This window comes from Caballeronia humi (assembly GCF_001544475.1).
GTDB classification, from domain to species: Bacteria; Pseudomonadota; Gammaproteobacteria; order Burkholderiales; family Burkholderiaceae; genus Caballeronia; species Caballeronia humi.
The window spans coordinates 39055-60302 of the sequence record NZ_FCNW02000031.1; the positions used below are offsets into that span (position 1 = coordinate 39055).

The 21248-nt window shown below is 65.1% G+C and carries 21 protein-coding genes; 15 read left to right on the plus strand and 6 right to left on the minus strand.

Translation table 11 applies throughout. The features are described 5' to 3' along the window. The first annotated feature begins 50 nt into the window (after positions 1 to 50). Positions 51 to 1865, plus strand: a complete 1815-nt coding sequence (locus AWB65_RS23430; RefSeq protein ID WP_087669447.1) for an outer membrane protein assembly factor BamB family protein — start codon at positions 51 to 53, stop codon at positions 1863 to 1865. 138 nt (positions 1866 to 2003) lie between these two features. On the opposite strand, the gene AWB65_RS23435 is transcribed toward AWB65_RS23430, so the two are convergent. After that, positions 2004 to 2975 (minus strand): zinc-dependent alcohol dehydrogenase family protein, encoded by a 972-nt coding sequence (locus tag AWB65_RS23435; RefSeq protein ID WP_087669416.1) that lies wholly within the window; start codon positions 2973 to 2975, stop codon positions 2004 to 2006. 90 nt (positions 2976 to 3065) lie between these two features. Between AWB65_RS23435 and AWB65_RS23440 the strand changes: the two genes are divergently transcribed. After that, the gene (locus tag AWB65_RS23440; protein WP_087669417.1) at positions 3066 to 3935 is read left to right on the plus strand and encodes a LysR family transcriptional regulator; all 870 of its coding nucleotides are present in this window, start codon (positions 3066 to 3068) and stop codon (positions 3933 to 3935) included. Between the two features lie 199 nt (positions 3936 to 4134). On the opposite strand, the gene AWB65_RS23445 is transcribed toward AWB65_RS23440, so the two are convergent. Next, entirely contained in the window at positions 4135 to 5052 is a 918-nt protein-coding gene (locus tag AWB65_RS23445) for an aldose 1-epimerase (protein WP_087669418.1), read from the minus strand. Then, complete coding sequence (locus AWB65_RS23450) at positions 5049 to 5834, minus strand: phytanoyl-CoA dioxygenase family protein (protein ID WP_087669419.1); 786 nt, start codon at positions 5832 to 5834, stop codon at positions 5049 to 5051. Before AWB65_RS23450 ends, AWB65_RS23445 begins: the two co-directional genes overlap by 4 nt. Before the next feature lie 344 nt (positions 5835 to 6178). Here AWB65_RS23450 and AWB65_RS23455 point away from each other — a divergent pair, with 344 nt between their 5' ends. The 8 genes from AWB65_RS23455 to AWB65_RS23490 all read left to right on the plus strand — a co-directional run bounded on the left by AWB65_RS23455 (position 6179) and on the right by AWB65_RS23490 (position 13718). Further along, entirely contained in the window at positions 6179 to 7234 is a 1056-nt protein-coding gene (locus AWB65_RS23455; RefSeq protein WP_087669448.1) for a LacI family DNA-binding transcriptional regulator, read from the plus strand. A 111-nt stretch (positions 7235 to 7345) separates the two neighbouring features. After that, complete coding sequence (locus AWB65_RS23460) at positions 7346 to 8374, plus strand: ABC transporter substrate-binding protein (RefSeq protein ID WP_087669420.1); 1029 nt, start codon at positions 7346 to 7348, stop codon at positions 8372 to 8374. Positions 8375 to 8649: 275 nt separating this feature from the next. After that, entirely contained in the window at positions 8650 to 10230 is a 1581-nt protein-coding gene (locus tag AWB65_RS23465) for a sugar ABC transporter ATP-binding protein (RefSeq protein WP_087669421.1), read from the plus strand. Next, on the plus strand, positions 10227 to 11204 hold the full coding sequence (locus AWB65_RS23470; protein WP_087669422.1) for an ABC transporter permease: 978 nt from the start codon (positions 10227 to 10229) through the stop codon (positions 11202 to 11204). Before AWB65_RS23465 ends, AWB65_RS23470 begins: the two co-directional genes overlap by 4 nt. 19 nt (positions 11205 to 11223) lie before the next feature. Then, a complete protein-coding gene (locus AWB65_RS23475; RefSeq protein ID WP_087669423.1) occupies positions 11224 to 12180 on the plus strand; it encodes an ABC transporter permease in 957 nt (318 codons plus the stop codon). A 79-nt stretch (positions 12181 to 12259) separates the two neighbouring features. Next, a complete protein-coding gene (locus AWB65_RS23480) occupies positions 12260 to 12721 on the plus strand; it encodes a low affinity iron permease family protein (protein WP_087669424.1) in 462 nt (153 codons plus the stop codon). A 154-nt stretch (positions 12722 to 12875) separates the two neighbouring features. Further along, positions 12876 to 13295, plus strand: coding sequence for a hypothetical protein (locus AWB65_RS23485; protein WP_087669425.1), 420 nt, complete (start codon positions 12876 to 12878; stop codon positions 13293 to 13295). A 174-nt stretch (positions 13296 to 13469) separates the two neighbouring features. Further along, entirely contained in the window at positions 13470 to 13718 is a 249-nt protein-coding gene (locus tag AWB65_RS23490; protein WP_087669426.1) for a hypothetical protein, read from the plus strand. Between the two features lie 12 nt (positions 13719 to 13730). On the opposite strand, the gene AWB65_RS23495 is transcribed toward AWB65_RS23490, so the two are convergent. Then, complete coding sequence (locus AWB65_RS23495; RefSeq protein ID WP_087669427.1) at positions 13731 to 14687, minus strand: LysR family transcriptional regulator; 957 nt, start codon at positions 14685 to 14687, stop codon at positions 13731 to 13733. 106 nt (positions 14688 to 14793) lie between these two features. Here AWB65_RS23495 and AWB65_RS23500 point away from each other — a divergent pair, with 106 nt between their 5' ends. Together AWB65_RS23500 and AWB65_RS23505 are read left to right on the plus strand one after the other, a co-directional pair. Further along, positions 14794 to 15846, plus strand: a complete 1053-nt coding sequence (locus tag AWB65_RS23500) for a Gfo/Idh/MocA family protein (RefSeq protein WP_087669428.1) — start codon at positions 14794 to 14796, stop codon at positions 15844 to 15846. Positions 15847 to 15929: 83 nt separating this feature from the next. Beyond that, complete coding sequence (locus tag AWB65_RS23505) at positions 15930 to 17048, plus strand: 3-deoxy-7-phosphoheptulonate synthase (protein ID WP_087669429.1); 1119 nt, start codon at positions 15930 to 15932, stop codon at positions 17046 to 17048. A 39-nt stretch (positions 17049 to 17087) separates the two neighbouring features. On the opposite strand, the gene AWB65_RS23510 is transcribed toward AWB65_RS23505, so the two are convergent. Further along, on the minus strand, positions 17088 to 18542 hold the full coding sequence (locus AWB65_RS23510) for an NAD-dependent succinate-semialdehyde dehydrogenase (protein ID WP_087669430.1): 1455 nt from the start codon (positions 18540 to 18542) through the stop codon (positions 17088 to 17090). A 265-nt stretch (positions 18543 to 18807) separates the two neighbouring features. On the opposite strand from AWB65_RS23510, the gene AWB65_RS23515 reads away from it, so the two are divergent. The 3 genes from AWB65_RS23515 (at position 18808) to AWB65_RS23525 (ending at position 20448) form a co-directional block, all read left to right on the plus strand. Then, complete coding sequence (locus AWB65_RS23515; protein ID WP_087669431.1) at positions 18808 to 19380, plus strand: cytochrome b; 573 nt, start codon at positions 18808 to 18810, stop codon at positions 19378 to 19380. A gap of 74 nt (positions 19381 to 19454) precedes the next feature. Further along, a complete protein-coding gene (locus tag AWB65_RS23520) occupies positions 19455 to 19838 on the plus strand; it encodes a tautomerase family protein (RefSeq protein WP_087669432.1) in 384 nt (127 codons plus the stop codon). A gap of 19 nt (positions 19839 to 19857) precedes the next feature. Next, on the plus strand, positions 19858 to 20448 hold the full coding sequence (locus AWB65_RS23525; protein ID WP_087669433.1) for a TetR/AcrR family transcriptional regulator: 591 nt from the start codon (positions 19858 to 19860) through the stop codon (positions 20446 to 20448). A 6-nt stretch (positions 20449 to 20454) separates the two neighbouring features. On the opposite strand, the gene AWB65_RS23530 is transcribed toward AWB65_RS23525, so the two are convergent. Next, a complete protein-coding gene (locus tag AWB65_RS23530) occupies positions 20455 to 21237 on the minus strand; it encodes an IclR family transcriptional regulator (protein ID WP_087656615.1) in 783 nt (260 codons plus the stop codon). Positions 21238 to 21248 lie beyond the last annotated feature (11 nt).

Sequence of the window (21248 nt, forward strand, 5' to 3'; positions counted from 1 at the left end):
CGGACGATAATCCGGATGAACGCTTTCGCGTGTCGGAAGGGGAAATGCTCATGAGCCGCTTGCCTTGCTTGGGCCGATTTTGGGTTTGTTTCTCCGCGCTGTTGCTTGCAATCGCACTCGCCGGTTGCAGTGGCGGCAGCAGTTCGACGCCAGTATCGACGACGACCGGTGGCTCCAGTCCGGCAAGCGGTTCGGGCGCGGCATCGGAGGCTAGTCCGGCTTCGGGCGGCGGGACGGGGGCCGGCAGCGGCACAGGCACTGGCTCGGGAAGCGGCACAAGCGGTGGCACGAACGGTGGCACAAGCGGCGGCACGAACGGCGGCACGAACGGCGGTTCGGGCGGCACACCGGTCGTCAACGCAGCCGATGTCGCCACGTACCACAACGACATCGCCCGCACGGGCCAGCATCTGAACGAAACCGTACTGACGCCCGCGACGGTCAACGCCGCATCCTTCGGCAAGCTCGCGGTTTTCAGCGTCGATGGCCCCGTCGATGCCCAGCCGCTCTACCTCGCCGCCCTGAAAATCGCTAACGGCACGCACAACGTGCTCTACGTCGCCACCGAAAACGCGAGCGTCTACGCCCTCGACGCCGACACCGGCACGGTGCTCTGGCGCAAATCGACGCTCGGCCCAGGCGAAACGACCAGTGATGACCACGGCTGCCCGCAAATCACGCCGCAGATCGGCATCACGGCGACACCCGTCATCGACCGGTCGCGCGGGCCGAATGGCGCGATCTACGTCGTCGGGATGTCGAAGGACGGCGCGAACGCTTACCACCAGCGCATCCACGCGCTCGACCTCACGACCGGTGCGGAGCTTTTCGGCGGTCCGACGGAGATCACGGCGTCCTTTCCGGGCAACGGCGCGAACAGCGTGAACGGCCGCGTGATCTTCGATCCGGGCCAGTACGCCGAGCGCCAGTCGCTGCTGCTGCTGGGCGGCGTGATCTACACCGGCTGGACGTCGCATTGCGACATCCAGCCTTACACGGGCTGGGTGATCGCCTACAGCGCCGACACCCTCGCCCAGACGAGCGTGCTCAACCTCACGCCGAACGGCTCGGGCGGGGCGATCTGGATGAGCGGCGCGGGCATGGCGTCGGACGGGACGTCGATCTATTTCCTCGACGCCAACGGCACCTTCGATCCGACGCTCAACGCCGCCGAACATCCCGCGCTCGGCGACTACGGCAACGGCTTTTTGAAACTCGGCCCCTCGCCTTCGATGACGGTCACCGATTATTTTCAGGCGTCGAACACGATTGAGCAGTCGAACGCCGACGAGGATTTGGGTTCTGGCGGTGTGCTCGTTCTGCCCGATCTCACCGATGCAAACGGCGTGACCCGGCATCTCGCGCTCGGCGCGGGCAAGAACTCGATCATCTACGTGGTGAACCGCGATTCGATGGGCAAGTTCGATTCGAACGCCGACCATATCTATCAGGAGATTCGCGGGCAGATCACGGGTCCGGAATTCGGGATGCCGGCATATTTCAACGGGACGGTGTACATCGGCTCGATCGGCGATTCGCTGAAGGCGTTCAGCGTCGCGAACGCGCGGCTGTCGGCGGGGCCCGTCAGCCGCACGCCGAAGACATTCGGCTCGCCTGGAACTACGCCGAGCATCTCGGCGAATGGCAACGCGAACGGCGTCGTGTGGGCGGTGGAAAACGGGACGATCGCGGTGCTGCACGCCTACGACGCGACGAATCTCGCGACGGAGCTGTACAACAGCAATCAGTCGGGCGCGCGCGACCAGTTCGGGCAGGGCAACAAGTTCATCACGCCGACGATCGCGAACGGCAAGGTGTATGTCGGGACAAGGAACGGAGTGGGGGTGTTTGGGATGCTGCGATAGCGGAGGCGGGTTTTGGGGTGCGGCTGGGGCGTCATCCGGTCGCGCCGCAGGATATGCCCGCCGCGCTCGCAACGCCCTGCCGCTTTTCAGGTTTCCGAGGCGTTCAGCATGGCCTTTTTGCGACGCCGAATCGCTTCATCACATCACATCGACCACGATCTTCCCCCGCGCCGTCCCATCCGTGATCGCGTCGAACGCGAGGCCCGCCGACGCCAGCTCGAACCGCCGCGAATCCAGCCGCGGCACCAGTTGCCCCGCCTCCGCGAGCCGCGTCGCGACGCCCAGCATCTCGCCGAGATGCGCTCGCCCCTCGCCGCTCAACAGCGGATACAGCGTGAACACGCCCGAGTAAGTCGCCTCGCGAAACGACAGCGGCGCGAGCGCATGCGTGCCCCATCCGAGCGCGCTCACCACGTGCCCGAAATGTTTCACCGCCGCGAACGAAGCATCGAGCGTCGCGCCGCCGACCGTATCCACGACGACGTCGAACCCCGCCCCCGCATACTGCTCGACGGTCTGCGCACGGTAATCGATCGCCGCGACGCCCAGCCGCTCGACGATCTCGACATCCCGCGCGCTCACCGTCGCAGAGACCCCCGCGCCCAGCGAACGCGCCAGTTGCACGGCGACATTGCCGACACCGCCCGCGCCGCCCTGCACGAGCACGGTCTGCCCGGCCTGTACGCGGGCGCGATCGACGATTCCCGAATACGCGGTGACGAACGCGAGCGGCAGCGCGGCGGCCTCGCGCATCGAGAGATTCGAGGGTTTTCTCGCGAGCAGTGCGGCATCGACGGCCGCGTATTGCGCGAGCGATCCCTGAATCCCGCCGACGCCACCCGTCATGCCGTACACCTCGTCGCCGGGGCGGAACGCGGTGACGCCCGCGCCGACCGCTTCAACGACACCCGCCATGTCGATGCCGGGCACGAGCGGCAGCGGATGCCTGGCATGCGCGGCGCCACCGGCGCGGATCTTGGTATCGAGCGGATTGAGGCCGCTTGCCGCGATGCGCACGAGGACCTGCCCCGCGCCGGGTTCGGGCCTGGAAAGTTCGGTGAGTTCGAGCGGGCCGTTGTAGCGGTTGAGGACGAGGACTTGCATGGACATGATCGGTTCTCAAAAACGTTGCGATGCGTTCATAATCATCCATGCCATACCGCACGACAATCGACGAATTTGCACGACATCCAAACGAAAATGAATGACAGAGCACTCGAATGGAGCGACGTCCGCATCTTCCTCGCGATCGCGCGGGCGGGCACGCTCGGCGGGGCGGCGAAACTCGCCGGCCAGACGCAGCCGACGATGGGCCGGCGCCTGCGCGCGCTGGAAGAAGCCGTCGAACAGACGCTTTTCCAGCGCACGGCTGACGGCTTCATCCTGACCGACGAAGGCACTGCCGTCCTCGGCTACGCGGAGCGGATGGAGGAAGAAGCGCTCGGGTTTTCGCGCTCGCTCGCGGGCCGCGAGGAACAATTGACGGGCTTGCTGCGTGTTTCGTCGTCGGACTGGTTCGGCGTGCACGTGCTTACGCCGGTTTTTGCGCGGTTTCTGGCGCGTCAGCGCGGCGTCGCGATCGAGCTTGTCACCGATTCCCGGCGCTACAACCTCGCGCGGCGCGAGGCGGATCTCGTCTTTCGCATCACGCCGTTCGACGAGCCCGACGTCATCCAGCGCAAGCTCATGCACATGGATTACGCGCTCTACGGACACCTCGATCTCGTACCGCCGAGCGCGGGCAGCGGCGACGGCCACGCGCTCATCAGCATGGACAGTGCGTTCGGCACGCTGCCGGACGTCGCGTGGGTGAAGCGGATGCTGCCGCAGGCGCGTATCGCGTTCACGAGCAACAACCGCGAGGCGCAGGCGCGGATGTGCGCGGAGGGCATCGGCTTCGCGGTGCTGCCTTGCCCGCTCGGCGACGCGACGCCGGAACTGCGGCGTGTCGAACTGGCCGAAACGCCACCGGGGCGCGATGTCTTTTTAGGCTATCACCGCGATTTGCGGCGCCTCGCGCGGCTGCGCGCTTTGCTCGACGTGGTCATCGACGCGCTGGGCGGGGCGTGACTACTGCGACGTAACGCAGCAGCGACGGCGCGATCTGGATGAAGCGCCGCCGGGGGCGCGATGTCGTTCTCGGCAAACGCCGCGACCTGCGGTGCCTCGCGCGGTTGCGCGCTTTGCCCGACGTGACGGTCGATGCGCTCGGTGGCGCTCGACTGACCGCGGCGGCTGCCGAACGGACGAACATATCGCCCCGCGTGACCTATCGAGACGGCACCCAGGCAAACGACGCGCTCACCGATTCCCCTGGCGCCAGCACACAGCCGCCTTTTACGTCGCGCATGGCATCGAGATTGATCCAGTCGACGGTATTGCTCACCGGCTCGACGCACAACAGCGACGGCTCGCTCGACGGCGCGTACAACACCATGTGGTCGAACGGCGCCTCGGCGCGCAGTGTGACGGCGCGCGCCTCGTCCGGCCACGCAATCGTCGCGCTGCGCGACCAGCCGGCGTAGTTATTGTCGAGATCGAAGGAGTCGGCGGGCATGCCTTCCGGCGACGCCAGCCGGTCGACGCTCGGATGCGTGGCGAGATGCGTCGGCAGCAGGTCGGGTGTCGCGTGCCACATCGCGGCAACCCGCGCGTGGATGCGCGTCGCGGACGTGCGCGGGTAGTACGGGTGATGGCCCATGCCGAACGGCATCGGCCGGTCGGACAGGTTGCGCGCCGTCATCGTCACGGTCAGCGCTTCGGCGGTGAGCGCGATACGCTGCACCGCTTCGTAGCGAAACGGCCAGTGGTGCGCGGGCTCGGCGGAGGGTTCATGGCTGAAATGCAATTCGACCGCCGTCTCCGTCGATGAAACCACGCGCCACGGCCGGCGCCATGCGTGCCCGTGGAGCGCGTGATCGAAGGCGTTGCCGTCGCCCGAGAGATCGATCGCGCGGCCGTCGAACACGAAACGCCCTTCGCGGATGCGGTTGCAGTATGGCAGCAGCGGAAAGCTCGCCATCCCGAGCGGATCGCGCGCCGCAAGCGCTTCGCGCGTCGCAGGGCGCAGCCAGTGGAGCGGGCCTTTATCGGTTTCGTCGAAGTACGCCGCGATGGCGCCGCCCACGTCCGGCGCGATCAGCACGTGACGCGCGCCAAACCGCAGTTCGATGAGTGCGGCGCTCAATATGCGAAGTTCCGGTAGTTTTCGTCGAAGATGCGCGTCGTTTCTTCGACTTGCGGGTTGTAGCGCAAGAGTCGTCGTGCGCGCGCAGGCAGAGTGGCGAACACATGGCGCGGCACATCGATACGCACTTCCGGCCGGAAATACCACGCGCGGCTATAGCCGATCACGACCATCGGTCGCGGTGTGTCGGTGAGATTCGGCGTCCCCCGATGCAGGCCGCGTACGTCGCGAATCATCACGTCGCCGAGGCGCATCGGCACGCGCTCGGGCGGGTAGCGACCGTCAGCCAGGCCCGCGAGTGCGTCCTCACGCGATATGCGATGCGTGCCGCGCGTCGTTTCGAGCGATCCGTTCTCCTCGTCCACATCGACAAGAGGAAAATTCACCGCAAGCTGGAACGACGGCGTCTCCGGAAAGTTGTCGAAGAGCGGCGGCGTGTCGCGATGCCAGTCCTGGAACACAGAGTCGCGTACGGGTGTATCAGTGGCGAGCTGGCACATCACCGGGTCCGGACCCGCCACCCGTTCGACGATGCCGAGCACGTCGTCGTCGCAGAAGATCGACGGGTCGGCGAATTCGCCTTCGAACGGCAATGTCACGTAAAAGCGCCCCGGGCCGCGATTGCCGTCGCCCGCGCTTCGATGCGGCGCGAGGAGCGGGGCGAACGCGGCGCGCCATGCTTCGAGCGTCGCGCGCGGAAAGTGCTCGGGAAGCATGACGAAGCCATCGCGTTCGAACGCGGCGGCGAGCGTATCGCGGGCGCTTTCGTCGTATCGGGGCATAGCGTCGTCTCCTTTGTCGGCCAGGCTTGGCTCTGTCGGCCGAGTTGGCGTTGTCGTTCAAAGTTGGCGCTCCAGCGCCGTACTCCGATCCCAAGCGTCTAAGCCTGAGCGCGCTTGCTTCAGCCACGCGCCGTACGCTGGCTCCATGCAATGGAGTTGCACGCAATTCGCGCAGAATCGCACGCGCCACACAGCCCCGTCAATATTATTAGTAATAACACCGACAACGTTTTCGAGCGTTGTCCGTGCATATTATTAGTGGTAACGTGCGACGCAAGAATGCAGGCATCAGCCGCCAGCGAGCGGCCTACACAATGAAAAAATCCACGCAACGCCGCCCGACGATGACCGACATCGCGAAGCTGACCGGCGTCTCGCAATCGACGGTTTCGCTCGTGCTGAACAACGCGAGCGGCGCCAAGTTCTCCGGCACGACGCGCGACAAGGTGCTCAAGGCCGCGCAGGAACTCGGCTACCGGATGACGGCGCGCGAGCCGCTCGCGCTCGACGCCCCCGGCGAGCGCAACCTGATCGTCTATCTCGCCGACGAAATCTCGACGAGCCCGCATCCGGTGGTGAACATCGACGGCGCGCGCGATGCCGCGTTCGCCCACGGCCGCATGCTCGCTGTCTACTCGACGCACGGCAACGCGGAGATCGAGCAGCAGGTCCTCGATGCGACGCTCACGAACCCGAACGTGCTCGGCGTGATCTACGCGACCGTCTACACGCGGCGCGTGACGCCGCCCGCCGCGCTCTCGCAGGTGCCAACCGTGCTGCTCAACTGCTACACGAGCGACGTGAACCTGTCGTCGGTGGTGCCGGCGGAGGTCGCGGGCGGTCACGCCGCGACCGATCACCTGCTGAACGCTGGGCATCGGCGGATCGGCTATATCAACGGCGAGCCGTGGCAGGACGCCGCACGCGACCGCCTGAAGGGATACCGCACGGCGCTCGCCACCGCCGACCTGCCCTACGCGCCGGAACTCGTGCGCGACGGCGACTGGAGTTCGGGCACCGGCTTCGAGCAGACGCTCTCGCTGATGCGCGAACCCAACCCGCCGACCGCGATCTTTTGCGCGAACGACCTGATGGCGCTCGGCGCGATCGAGGCGCTGAAACAACTCGGCCTGCGCGTACCGGAAGACGTCTCGGTGCTTGGCTACGACGACCAGGAAATCGCGCGCCACACGCATCCGCCCCTTTCGACGGTGGTGCTGCCGAACTACGAGCTAGGCCGCTGGGCGGTCGAAACGCTGCTGCAGGAAGAGCACAACCGCGCGGCCGGCGCACCGGTGCGGCATCGAACGGTGAAGCTCGACGGACCGCTCGTCGAACGCGCGTCGGTCAGGGTAATTACCGAAGCAAAACAGCTCGCAACTAATAATATTAGTGATTGACCATTAATAAAACAGGGTGAAATAATCGACGGACTTCGGAAGCCATAAGAACAACAACCGCAGTGAGCATCAGCAGCACAGAACAAGCAAACATCCCTATCGGAGGAAGACATGCTGTCGCTTGGAACAAAAACCTCACGCCGGTGCGCCACTGGCATTCGTCCGCTCGCGGCATCGCTCGTCGCGCTGTCGCTTGTCGCGGGCCTCGGAGCCGCCGGCATCGCCAGCGCCGCCGACGAAGCCCTGCCCAAGATCGCCGACAAGAAGCCATTGAAGGTCGGCTTCGCGCAGACCGAGAGCAACAACCCGTGGCGTCTCGCCGAGACTAAGAGCTTCAAGGACATCGCGGCGAAATGCGGCTGGCAGATGGTCATGACCGACGCCAACAGCTCGCCCGCTAAGCAGGTCGCGGACATCCAGAGCATGATCGCGCAGCACGTCGATTTGCTCGTGTTCCCGCCGCGCGAGGAAAAGCCGCTCGCGCCGGTCGTGTTGCAGGCGAAAAAGGCCGGCATCCCGGTGATCCTCGTCGACCGTAACGTCGACCAGTCGATGGCGAAGGCCGGGCGCGACTACATCACGTTCATCGGCTCGGACTTCATCGACCAGGGACACCGCGCCGCCGACTGGCTCGTCAAGGCGACGAGCGGCAAGGCGACCATCATCGAACTGGAAGGCTCGACGGGCGCGTCCGCCGCGAACGACCGCAAAAAGGGCTTCGACGAAGTCATCGCGAAGAATCCGGGCATGAAGATCATCGCGTCGCAAAGCGGCGACTTCGCGCGCGACAAGGGCCGCCAGGTCATGGAAACGCTGCTCCAGGCGCATCCGGACGTGACCGCCGTCTACGCGCACAACGACGAAATGGCGCTCGGCGCGATCGCCGCGATCAAGGCGGCCGGCAAGCAGCCGGGCAAGGACATCGTGCTCGTGACGATCGACGGGACCAAGGGCGGACTCGAAGCAATCGCGGCCGGCGAACTGGGCGCGAGCGTGCAGTCGAGCCCGTTCTTCGGGCCGCTCGCCTGCGACGTGGCGCAGAAGTTCGCGAAGGGCGAAACGGTGCCGCCGTGGGTGAAGGTCTCCGACCGCTTCTACGACAAGAGCAACGTCAAGGAAAGCATGCAGTACGGGTATTGATCGCGCACACGAGCTGGAAAGAGTAATAGCGAAGGTGTTTGGAGCGGCGCGTCTGCGGATTTCCGCGGGCGGCCGCTCCTTTTGTACGCTGGACTCAAGCGGTGCCAAGCGGTCGTCCTCGTTCGTGGGGATGCGTGCGCGCGGCATCTGGCGCCGAGGGGGCCAGACGGCTAGTGCGGAAGGTCGCAGGCCGCCGATGTGGCGGTGCGTCGCCATGCGCGACTGGCCGACAACTCAAGGTTGAAGCGAACCGAAGACAGAAGGAGACGCAGCACATGGAAACGCCGGCACAAACCGCGCGCCCGCTGCTCGACATGCAGGACATCGACATCAGTTTCGGCGGCGTGGCGGCGTTGCGCCACGCGCGGCTGACGGTCGCGGCGGGCGAGGTGCATGCGCTGATCGGCCAGAACGGCGCGGGCAAGTCGACGCTCATCAAGATTCTCACCGGCGCCTACCGGCGCTCGGGCGGCACGATCCGTTTCGATGGCCGCGATGTCGATTTCCGCACGCCGAAGGAAGCGCGCGAGGCGGGCATCAGCACGATCTATCAGGAAATCAACCTCGTGCCGTTTCGCTCGGTCGCGGAGAACATTTTTCTGGGCCGCGAGCCGCGCCGCTTCGGCATGATCGACTGGAAGAGCGTGCGCGCCAAAGCAAAGGCGCTGCTCGACTCGTTCGGCTTGCAGATCGACGTCGAAAAACCCGTGCGCGACTATTCGACCGCGATCCAGCAAATGGTGGCGCTTGCGCGCGCGGTATCGTCGGACGCGAAGATGGTCATCATGGACGAATCCACGTCCTCGCTCGACGAACGCGAAGTCGAACTGCTCTTCAACGTCGTGCGGCGCCTGCGCGACGATGGCCGCGCGGTGATCTTCGTGTCGCACCGGCTCGACGAACTGTATGCGCTCTGCGACCGCGTGACGGTGATGCGCGACGGCCAGACCGTCGCCGAAAGCGCGATGGAAGGCATGGACAAGCTGCAACTCGTGACGACGATGCTCGGGCGCACGCTCGCTGCCGTCGTGCAGGAAGACAGCGCCGTGAAAGAGGCGAATCTGGCGAAGCGCGGTGGCGTCGCGTTGAGCGCCGAGGGCCTCGCGAGCGGCGCGAAAGTCACCAACGTGACGCTCGATGTGCACGCGGGCGAAGCCGTCGGACTCGCCGGCCTGCTTGGCTCGGGCCGCACGGAGACGATGCGCCTTCTCTTCGGCGCCGACCGTCCGCAGCGCGGCACGCTGACGATCGACGGCAAGCCGGTCGCGCTCAAGTCGCCGCAGGACGCGATCGCGCGCGGCATCGCTTATCTGACCGAAGACCGCAAGGCCGAAGGCATCGTGCCGGAGCTTTCCGTGCGCGACAACCTCACGCTCGTGTGCCTGCGCACGCTGACGAAGCGCGGCGTCGTCGATGTCGCGAGGCAGCGCGAGATCGTCGATGGCTTCATTGAATCGCTCGGCATCAAGCTGCGTTCGCCCGACCAGCCGATCCGCGAACTCTCCGGTGGCAACCAGCAAAAGGTGCTGCTCGCGCGCTGGCTCGCAACCGATCCGAAGCTCCTGCTGCTCGACGAACCCACGCGCGGCATCGATGTCGGCGCGAAAGCCGACGTCGCGAAGATCGTGCGCGAGCTGCGCGACTCGGGGCTCGCGGTGCTGCTCTCGGCGTCGGAACTCGAAGAACTGACGGCGGTGGCCGACCGCGCGGTCGTGATCCGCGACGGCGAAACCGTCGCCGGCCTCGACGGCGCGCGCATGAGCGAGGCGTCCATCATGGATGCGATTGCCTACGGTTCGGGCGAAGCATCGACGCTCGCGCAGGCGGTGGGGACAAGCGAAGGAACCAAGCCATGACGCAAAAACCCGCCGCCGTGGCGCTGCCAGAGGCGACGCCCAAGAAGAAACATCGCCTGACGATCCAGCGCGAAATCGCGGTGCTCGTCGCGATGATCGTGTTCAACCTCATCTTCACCGATCACTTCTGGTCGCTGCAGACGTTCAACGTCAATCTGACGCAGGTCGTGACGATCGTGATCGTCGGGATCGGCATGACGCTCGTTGTCGCGACGGGCGGCATCGATTTGTCGGTGGGCGCGTCGATGGCGATTGCCGGTGCGCTCGCGCCGATGCTCTTCATGAACATCGAGGGGCCGCTCGGCCTCGTGCTCGCCTTCACGCTGCCGATTCTCGCGGCCGCTGCGTGCGGCGTCTTCAACGGCTTTCTAGTGACGCGGCTCGAAGTCCAGCCAATCGTCGCGACGCTCGTATTGTTCATCGCGGGACGCGGCATCGCGCAGGTCGTCACCGACGGCAGCTTGCAGGCGTTCAATAACCCCGCGTTCCAGTGGATCGCGCTGGGCAAGGTGGCGGGCGTGCCGTTTCAGATTTTGCTGATGTTCGCGCTCGTCGCGCTGTTCGCGTGGATCGTGAGGAAGACGCTCTTCGGCAAGTACCTGCTCGTGACGGGCGGCAACGAACAGGCCGCGTACCTGAGCGGCATCCCCACCGCGCGCGTGAAGATGATCGCGTACACCGTGTGCGCCGCGCTCGCCGGACTCGCGGGGCTGATCTCGATTTCGGTGAATTCTTCGTCGGACGCGAACGTGATCGGGCTCGGCTCGGAACTCGACGCCATCGCGGCCGTGGCGGTCGGCGGAACGGCGCTGACGGGCGGCAAGGCGTATATCGCGGGGACGCTGATCGGCGCGCTCATCATCCAGTTGCTGCGCTACACGCTGCTCGCGCACGGCATTCCCGATGCGGCGGCGCTCGTGCTCAAGGCGGGCATCATCATCGCGGCGGTGTACGTGCAGCGGCGCCGGCACTGAGCGCTTAAAGGCCATCGACATGAAAAAGAACCTTCCGATCCTCATCGCGCTCGTGGCGCTGCTCGTCCTCGGCGTGGTGCGCTACGAGCATTTCGCGTCGGCATACAACATCACGTCGTTCTGGCGCTACAACGCGATGTTCGCGCTGATCTCCGTCGGCATGGCGTTCGTGATCATCACGGGCGGCATCGACCTGTCGGTCGGCGCCGTGGCCGCGCTCGCGAGCGTGGTCGCGGCGCTCGCGAGTCCGCACGGCGGCGTCGCGGCGGTGCTGGCGGGATCATGCGCGGGGCTGGCTGTCGGCGTGCTGAACGGGCTCGTCATCACGCACATGCGGATTTTGCCGTTCATCGTGACGCTCGCGACGAGCCTCGGCGCGCACGGGCTCGCGCTGCTGCTCGGCCACAACGACGCGGTCGCGATTTCGGCGGAATCGAATTTCGCGGCGTTCGGCCAGGGCGATCTGTTCGATCTGCCGATTCCGGGACTCGTCGCCGCGGCTTTCGCCGTGCTCGGCTGGATCGCGTTGCGCAGCACGCGCTTCGGGCGGCACGCGCTCGCGATCGGCGGCAGTGAGGAGGCGTCGCGGCTGATGGGGCTCAACGTCGACCGCACGCTGGTTGCGGTGTATGCGGTGAGCGGGCTGCTCGCGGGCATCGCTGGCGCGATCCTCGCCGCGCAGTTCGGCGCGGGGCAGCCGAATGAAGGCGTCGGCTGGGAGCTGTTCGCGATCTCAGCGGTCGTGCTGGGCGGCACGCGGCTGACCGGCGGTGAAGGATCGATCGCGATGACGATCGCGGGCGTTGCACTGCTCGGGCTCGTGTTCAACCTGCTGAACTTCGAGAACGGGCTCGGGTACATCAGCTTGTCGGCGTACTGGCAATCGGTGATTCGCGGGCTGTTTCTGCTGCTCGTGATCGTGTTGCAGGCGAGGGTGCTCAGGCGTCGCGCGGTGCCGGCGAAGGTGGCGCACTGACGTTTTCCGTGTGTCTATGAAATGTCGATGTAAGGCATGTGCCTTGCTCTTACGATGTTCAAAGACAAGGAGTAATACGATGCGCAAGGAAGCCACGCTTTCGACCGACGAACTCGCGACCGTCCCCGATACATCGAGCCCCGCCTACGCGGCGGGCCATCCGCTCACCCGGGCCTTCGACGCATTTGCGAGCGCCGTCACGCGCTGGGCCGGTTCCCCGCTCGCGTTCGCGCTGGCGGTGACCTCGGTGGTGGTGTGGGGCGTGACGGGGCCGTTCTTCCACTACTCGGAGAACTGGCAACTCGTGATCAACACGGGGACGACCATCGTCACGTTCGTGATGGTGTTCCTGATCCAGCAGAGCCAGAACAAGGACAGCGTCGCGCTGCATCTGAAGTTGAATGAGTTGATCGCGTCGCATCGCGCGGCGAGCGACAAGCTGATCGGCATCGAGGACGCCAGCGAGGACGAACTCCGGCGGCTCGCGGCCGCGTATCTGCGGATGGCGAGCGAGGACGCGAAGCCTCGCGATGGAGCCTGACGATGCCCGCCGGCGAGCCCTCCGTTGATCCACTGGCGGCAGCCAAACGCGCTTCGACGCGCTCACGAACTACCAACTGATCCTGCGCTCGCACCCCGCCGACGGCGACGCGATCGAACTTCGCTACAGCTTTCGCAAGCCCGGCTTCATCCGGATGGATTTTGTCCGCCCCCACGCGGGCGCGACGCTCATCTACAGTCCAGAAACCCAGGCGGCGCGCGTCTGGCCGTTCGGCTTTCCCCGCTTTCCCTCTCTGGCGCTCGATCCCGGCAACCCGATGATTCGCGGCCCGCACGGGCATCGCGTCGATCAGTCCGATTTGGGCATGCTGCTGCGTAACGTCCGTGCGCTCGGAAAGGGCGGCGTGATGCGTATCGATGGCGCTCATTTAGTGGTCGAAGGCGCTTCCGGCCGGACGGTGGCGGGCGTGCATCGCTATCGTCTGCGCTTCGATCCCGCTACTGCGCTGCCGGTCGAAGTGTCCTCGGAAGATGAATTCGGCGCGCTCATCGAATCGGTGAAGATGGACGACCTGCGCATCGACATTACCTTCCCGCAGGACTTCTTCGTCTGAAGGAAGTCATTACTGCGCGAATATTTCATCAGATAACAGCAATAAAAACATTTTCCTTAGGGGAAACCCCGACTGCGTCGGTAATTATGTTTACTCACAATGATAAACATAACGACGCACCGGGAAACCATTACCGGGAGCGCAAAAGGCAGACGAACCTGGAGAGAATCGACAATGCGAAATACCGAGGTCGCATACAAGGATGTTTTCCTCATACCGCTCGCGGCGTACGACGAGGGTCAATACGCGGCGATGCTGATCGTGAAGGAATGCAACGGCGTGCAGCGCGCGAGCGGCGTGCTGGGCCATTTTCCGTGCGCAGGCACGGCGCGCAGCTTCGCGCTCGACTATGGAATGGCGGAAATCGACCACCGCCAGCCAAAACCTCAAAGCGGCGCAAGCGCGATGCGCCACGCCGCATGACGTAACGCTGTTTCACACGCCGCCAACCCCCTGCGTGACGAGCGCGAACGGTCCGCTCGTCAGCTGTTCCTTCAGAAAATCGACGCACACGCGAATCTTCGCTGACGACGACGCCCGCGTCGACGTCACGGCGAGCACGTCCGCCTGTTGCCGGTAATTCGGCAGCACGCGCACGAGCGCGCCGGTGCGCAAACTCTCCGCGACGTCCCACACCGACGCCATCAGAATGCCGTGCCCGGCGTGCGCCCACTGGAGCACGATATCGGTATGATTCGACGCCATCGGCCCCGTTAGCTTGACGCTTTCGTCGCCGTGCGGGCCGGTCAGGCGCCAGACGCCGAAGCGGTCGTCGCGTCCGCGAAAGAGCAGGCAGTCGTGTTGCGCAAGCTCTGTCAGATGCTTCGGCGCCCCGCGGCGCGCGATGTAATCCGGCGCCGCGCACAGAATCCGCACGCTCTCCGTGATCCGATGCGCGATCAGGTGCGGCTCCTGTACGTCGCCGACGCGGATATCGATGTCGAAATTTTCCGCGACCATGTCCGCGCGTCGGTCGAGCAGTTCGAGCCATAGCTCGAGATCGGGATATTGTTTGCGCAACAGCGACAGGATCGGCGAGACGTGATTGCGTCCGAGGCGAAAACTTGTCGCGATGCGCAGCAGGCCGCGCGGCCCGCTCGCGCGGCTAGCGAACGCGTCGGCCATGCCCTGCACGTCTTCGAGGATCTTCTGCGCCCACTGAAACGCTGCTTCGCCGTCGCTCGTGATGCTTACGCGGCGCGTCGTGCGCGCGAAGAGCTTCACGCCAAGGCTCGCCTCCAGCATCGCGATCCGCTTGCTGACGTGCGAGGGCGAGATCCCCATTTCCGTCGATGCCGTGACGAAGCTCGCCCGGCGCGCGACCAGGCAGAACAACTGGAGGTCGCGCAGGAACGCGTCATTGTTCGCTATGAGCGCACTGTGATTTTCCATGGGGCCGCATTGTGTTCAACTGGATGCATATTAATCTAGCTCCAACCCGAGGCATCGTGCAATCGGGATCGATCGTCACCGATCGTCATATCAAGGAGACGCAGCAATGTCCAAAACACGCATCGCCGTGGCAGGCGCCGGCTATATCGGACTCGCGCACGTGGGCGTGATCCAGTCGAGCCCGACGTGCACGCTGTCGGCGATCGTCGATCCTTCGCCGGGCGCCGTCGATATCGCCGCGAAGGCCGGCGTGCCGCTCTATCGCTCGCTCGACGAACTGTTCGGGAAGGACCGCCCTGACGGCGTCGTGCTCGCGACGCCGAACCAGTTGCATGTCGAGCACGCGCTGAAATGCATCGAGGCCGGCGTGCCGATGCTGCTGGAAAAACCGGTCGCGCCGACCGTCGAGGAAGCCGAGACGCTCGTGAAGGAAGCAGAGCGCACGGGCGCGAAAATCCTGATCGGTCATCATCGCGCTCACAGCCCGGTCATGGCGCGCGCGAAGCAACTGATCGACGAGGGGCGGCTCGGCAAGCTCGTCGCGGTGATGGGGAGCGCCGTATTCTTCAAGCCCGACCACTATTTCGCCGATGCCCCGTGGCGCAAGGAGCCGGGCGCGGGCCCGATCCTGCTCAACATGATCCACGAGGTACACAACCTGCGGATGCTCTGCGGCGATATCGTCGCGGTGCAGGCGTTCGCCTCGCACGCGACGCGCGGCTTTCCGGTCGAGGATACGGTCGCGATCAACCTGCGCTTCGCGAGCGGCGCGCTCGGCACCTTCATGCTGTCCGATACGGCCGCGAGCGCGCGGAGCTGGGAGCAGACCTCGCAGGAGAACAAGGCCTACGCAACCTATCCCGACGAGGATTGCTACGTGATCGCGGGCACATTCGGTTCGCTCGCCGTGCCGACGATGCGTCTCAAGACGTACGGCCGCGCCGAGGACCGCTCGTGGTGGAAGCCGTTCGACGTGAGCGTCGCCGAGATGACGCGCGACGACCCGCTCAAGCATCAGATCGAGCATTTCGGCTGCGTGGTGCGCGGCGAGGCGCAGCCGATCGTCAGCGCGCGCGACGGCTTGCAAAATCTGCGCATCACCGAGGCGATCGTCGAGGCGGCGCGCACGGGTTCGATCGTCGATACCACGCCTTTTTGAGGCACGCGGCACGATGACCCGGGCGAGCAACGAACGAATGCGATAATCGCGACTTGCTCACTGCACGCCCCGGGAGAACCGCCTTGACTCGCATCGACAACCCGCAACGCGACCAGGAAGTCGGCTTGGCCGACTCCACCCAGGACACGACGCGCATCGACGACGTCCGCATCGGCGCCGTGCGCCCGCTGATTTCCCCCGCGCTGCTGCTCGACGAACTGCCCGTGCCCACCGCCGTGCAGACGCTCGTCGAAAAGAGCCGCGCCGAAATCGCCAATATCCTGCACGGTCGCGACGATCGCCTCGTCGCGATCGTCGGTCCGTGTTCGATCCACGATCACGATCAGGCGCTCGACTACGCGCGCCGCCTGAAAATCGCCGCTGACGCGCTCTCCGACGACCTTCTGATCGTGATGCGCGTCTACTTCGAGAAGCCGCGCACGACGGTCGGCTGGAAGGGCTACATCAACGATCCGCGTCTCGACGGCAGTTACCGGATAAACGAAGGCCTGCGGCGCGCGCGCCAGTTGCTGCTCGACGTCAGCAGCATCGGTTTGCCGACGGCGACGGAATTCCTCGACCTGCTGAGCCCGCAGTACATCGCGGATCTGATCGCGTGGGGCGCGATCGGCGCGCGCACGACCGAGAGCCAGAGCCATCGGCAGCTTGCGTCGGGTATGAGCTGCCCGATCGGCTTCAAGAACGGCACCGACGGCGGCGTGCAGATCGCGGCCGACGCGATTGTCGCCGCGCGCGCGAGCCACGCGTTCATGGGCATGACGAAAATGGGCATGGCCGCGATTTTCGAGACGCGCGGCAACGACGACGCGCACGTCATCCTGCGCGGCGGCAAGAAGGGGCCGAACTACGACGCCGCATCGGTCGAGGCGTGCTGTGCGGCGCTGAAGGCGGTCGGTTTGCGCGAACAGGTGATGGTCGACTTCTCGCACGCGAACTCGGGCAAGTCGCATCTGCGCCAGACGGATGTCGCGAACGACGTCGCCGCGCAACTGACGCAGGGTGACACGCGCATCACCGGCGTGATGATCGAGAGCCATCTGGAGGAAGGACGGCAGGACCTGAAGCCGGGTGTGCCGCTGCGCTACGGCGTGTCGATCACGGATGCGTGCCTCGGCTGGGCGCAGACCGAGCCGGTGCTCGACACGCTCGCGCGCGCGGTGCGTGCGCGGCGCGAGCGCTGAGTTTTTGCTGAACGGCGCGTCGTCAGGGCGCGCCGCTTTTTATCCGACGTTCCCGATACACACATACTTGGTGTCGAGATATTCATCGACGCCGTAGTGCGAGCCTTCCCGCCCCATCCCCGATTCCTTCACGCCGCCGAACGGCGCCACCTCGTTGAACACGAGCGTCTCGTTCACGCCGACCACGCCGCATTCCAGCGCTTCCACGACACGAAACGAGCGGTTCAGATCGGACGTATAGAAGTACGCGGCCAGCCCCGTGCGCGGCTGATTCGCCAGGCGCAGCGCTTCGGCTTCGTCGCTGAAGCGCATTACGCTCGCGACCGGGCCGAGGATTTCGTCGCCGCAGATGTCCATCGACGGATCGACGTCGGTCAGCACCGTCGGCTGATAGAAGTTCGGGCCCGCCGGATGGCGCTGTCCGCCCGCGACCACCTTCGCGCCCGCGCTGACCGCCTGCGCCACCATTGCCTCGATGCGCGCGAGCGCGGCGCCGTCGATAAGCGGGCCGACTTGCGAATCGTCGCGCATGCCGTCGCCGACTTTCAGCGCCTTCACCTTGCCCGCGAGCCGTCGCACGAATTCGTCGTGCACGCTATCCTGGATCAGAAAGCGGTTCGCGCACATCGCCGCCTGGCCTGTGTGGCGAAAGCGCGCCGCGACCGCGCCGGAGACGGCGAGGTCGAGATCGGCATCGTCGAAGACGATGAACGGCGAACTCGCGCCGAGTTCCAACGATACTTTCTTCACCGTGTTCGCGCACCGCGCCATCAACTGCTTGCCTGTTTCGATGCTGCCGGTGAACGACACCTTCCTGACCTGAGGACTGTCGACGAGCGCCTGAACGAGCGTATCGTCGTCGCCGGTGAGCACCGAAAACACGCCGCGCGGCAGGCCCGCGTTTTCCGCAAGCACGCAGAGCGCAAGCGCGGAAAAAGGCGCCTCTGATGACGGCTTCAGCACGACCGTGCACCCGGCGGCGAGCGCGGCGCCGATCTTGCGCGCGACCATCGACGAAGGAAACGTCCACGACGTGATCGCCGCGCACACGCCGACCGGCTGCCTGATCACGTGAACGCGCTGGCTGCGCCGCGCGGCGGGCATGTTGTCGCCGTAGATGCGCCGTGATTCCTCCGAGAACCACTCGATGTAGTTCGCCGCCTGCGCGATTTCGGCGCGTGCCTCGTGGATCGGCTTGCCCTGTTCGGAGCTAAGAATAATCGCGAGGTCGTCGCGATGCGCTTTCACGAGCTGCGCCCACTCGCGCAACACGCACGCGCGCTCGCGTCCGCTCCACTCGCGCCATTCGTCGAACGCCGTTGCGGCGTGGCTGACCGCATCGTTTGCCTGAGCTGCAGTCAGACGCGGCACGCGGCCGACCGCTTCGCCGTTCGCCGGATTGACGACGGTGTCGTTCGGCTGGGAGGTCGCTTCGATCCACGTTCCGCCGACATACGCGGACTGCTCGAAGAGATTGGCGCACTTGAGTTGCATCGGTGTTGCTCCGTTCGGGTGGACGGGAAAGCGAATCGTCGGAGGGATAGGGTTTGCGTTTTTTTACGGCGACGTTCGTCCGACTTTAACGGACTTCCGATCGCGTTGACAAAGAGAACGTTGCAATCGGCGCACGGGCGTTCGTTCAGCCTTGACTGACAGTCGCCGTGCTACAAGTAAGCCGCCACTAAGCCTGACATCGACTTGGGGCGGCATCATGCCGGAATTGGTCGCTTCACTTGCACCTTGACGACAACCGCTCCCCATGGCCCACAACCGCACGGCAAGCCGGCCCGCATTCAGCGCGGCCGACAAACTTTTCCACTGGATCACCGTATTGCTGCTCGTCGTTCAATATTCGATCGGCTGGCTGATGCCCGACGTGCATCGCGATACCAAGCCCGTCGGGCTCGTGGGACTGCATCTCTCCGTTGGCGCGCTGATCGTGCTCGTTGTGCTCGGGCGTTTCGTGTGGCGCCTGATGCATCCGCTGCCGCCCGAACCCGAGATGGTCCCGCGCGTCTTTAGGACGGCCGCGCGCGTCACGCATTGGCTCCTGTATGCGCTTTTGATCGCGTTTCCGCTGATGGGCTGGGCCAATGCGTCGTCGCGCGGTTGGGCCGTGTCGCTCTTTCACGTCGTGCCGCTTCCTCCGCTCGCGGCAACGGGTTCGTCGATCGGACACGCGCTCGGCGATGTCCACAAGTTCACCGCGTGGGTGCTGATCGTGCTGGTCGGTTTTCATGTGCTCGGCGCGCTTTTCCATCACCTGATTCTTCACGACGATACGCTGCGGCGCATGCTGCCTGGGCGGCGCGACCAATCACCGAATAGATGATTAGCGAAATCTATTGAATAAAGTTCGATCATCATCTATTCTGAGATTTCCCTGCCAGCATTTAGGAAATCGACATGCCGCTCGTACGTATCGATCTTGCCGAAGGCCAATCGGCCGAGTACCGCACCGCCATCGCCGACGAAGTCTATAACGCGATGACCACCACTCTGAACGTGCCCGCCAACGACCGTTTCATGCTCGTGACCGAGCACAAGCCGAGCGACTTCATTGCCGATCCGACGTATCTCGGCATCGAGCGGTCTCCGCAGTGCGTGATCCTGCAGATTACGCTGAACGCGGGCCGTGATCTCGCCATGAAACGCGCGTTCTACAAAGCCCTCGTCGATGGCTTGCACGAGCGAATCGGCTTGCGACGAGAGGACGTGTTCATCAGTCTCGTCGAAGTGCAGAAGGAGAACTGGTCGTTCGGCAACGGCGAAGCGCAGTATGCGACTTAAGTCAGTCCGGAGCTGAACGATGCCGCGCGTGTCCCGCGAACAAACCGACAAGAACCGGCTGCTCATCGAGGCGGCGTCCGCGCGTCTTTTCAAGGAGCACGGCTTCAACGGCGTGTCCGTTGCGGACATCATGGCGTCTGCGGGCCTCACGCACGGCGGCTTCTACGGGCATTTCGAATCGAAGGACGAACTCGCCGCGCTCGCATGCGGGAAGGCGTTCGAAGAGTCGGCGGCGCGCTGGAAGTCGTTCGCGAAAGACGGCGCGGATGAAGCAGCCGCACTCGATGCCCTCGCGAAGCACTATCTCAGCGCGAAGCAGCGGGATCAGCCCGGCGCGGGATGCCCGGCTAATTCCCTCGCCGCCGACGTGGGGCGCGAGGATGCGGACAAGCCCGTGCGAGGTGTCTATACGCGCGGACTGAAGGCGCTCGTCGCGGCGCTGACGTCGTATTCAAACGCGCGCCAGACGAAGCGCCTCAGAAAGCTCGCACTCGCGCGACTATCGATGCTGATCGGTGCCGTGACACTTGCACGCGCTGTCCGCGGCGATCCGCTTTCCGACGAGATACTCGAAGCCGCGCGCGAACATCTCGGTTTCGGCAGCGAATGACCCTACCTACCGCCCGCGATTGAAAAGCGGCGACGCATTGCTTGCAGCCGCCAGTTCAAACGCGGCCGCGAGCAATGCAGGCCCAAGATTTTTCATGCGCTTCTCGTCCAGCCGCACCGCCGGACCCGCGATGCTGATCACGCCGATCGCCGGATAGTTGCGGCGTTGCACGGGCGCGGCCATCGCGGTCATGCCCGGCGCGAACACCTGATCGATCGTCGCGTAGCCGCGCGCCCGCGCCGCGTGGACGAACTCCAGCAAGCCCTGCACGGTCGTCGGCGCCTTCGGGCCGTACTGCTTCGGCTGACCGAATCCCTGCCGCGAGACCAGTTCGAGCGCGCGTTCGTCGCTCATCGTCATCATCCATGCGTGGCCCGTCGCGCTGCACGAGAGGATCGTGTCCATGCCCATGTCCGGGTCGTAGCGCAGGCCCTTGAGCGCCCCCTGCGACTTTGCGACCCACGTGAGCCTGTCGCCATCGACGATTGCAAGGCGCACCAGTTCCCCCGACGTCTCCGCGAGCCGGTCGAGCATCGTCTGCGCGATGTCGACGATGCCCGACGTCGCGAGAAAGCCGAGCCCCAAGCCGACGAGCTTCGTCGTTAGCACGTAATCGCCGTGTTCGCGCAATTGCCGGACGTAGCCGCACTGCTTGAGATCGACCAGCAGCCGATGACACGCGCTGCGCGGAATGTCGAGTTCGGCCGAGATGAGCGCGAGCGGCGTGCCTTCCATCTGCGTGGCGAGATATTCGAGGACGGCGAGGGTGCGTTCCGTGACGCCGGGCATGGTTTGTCTCC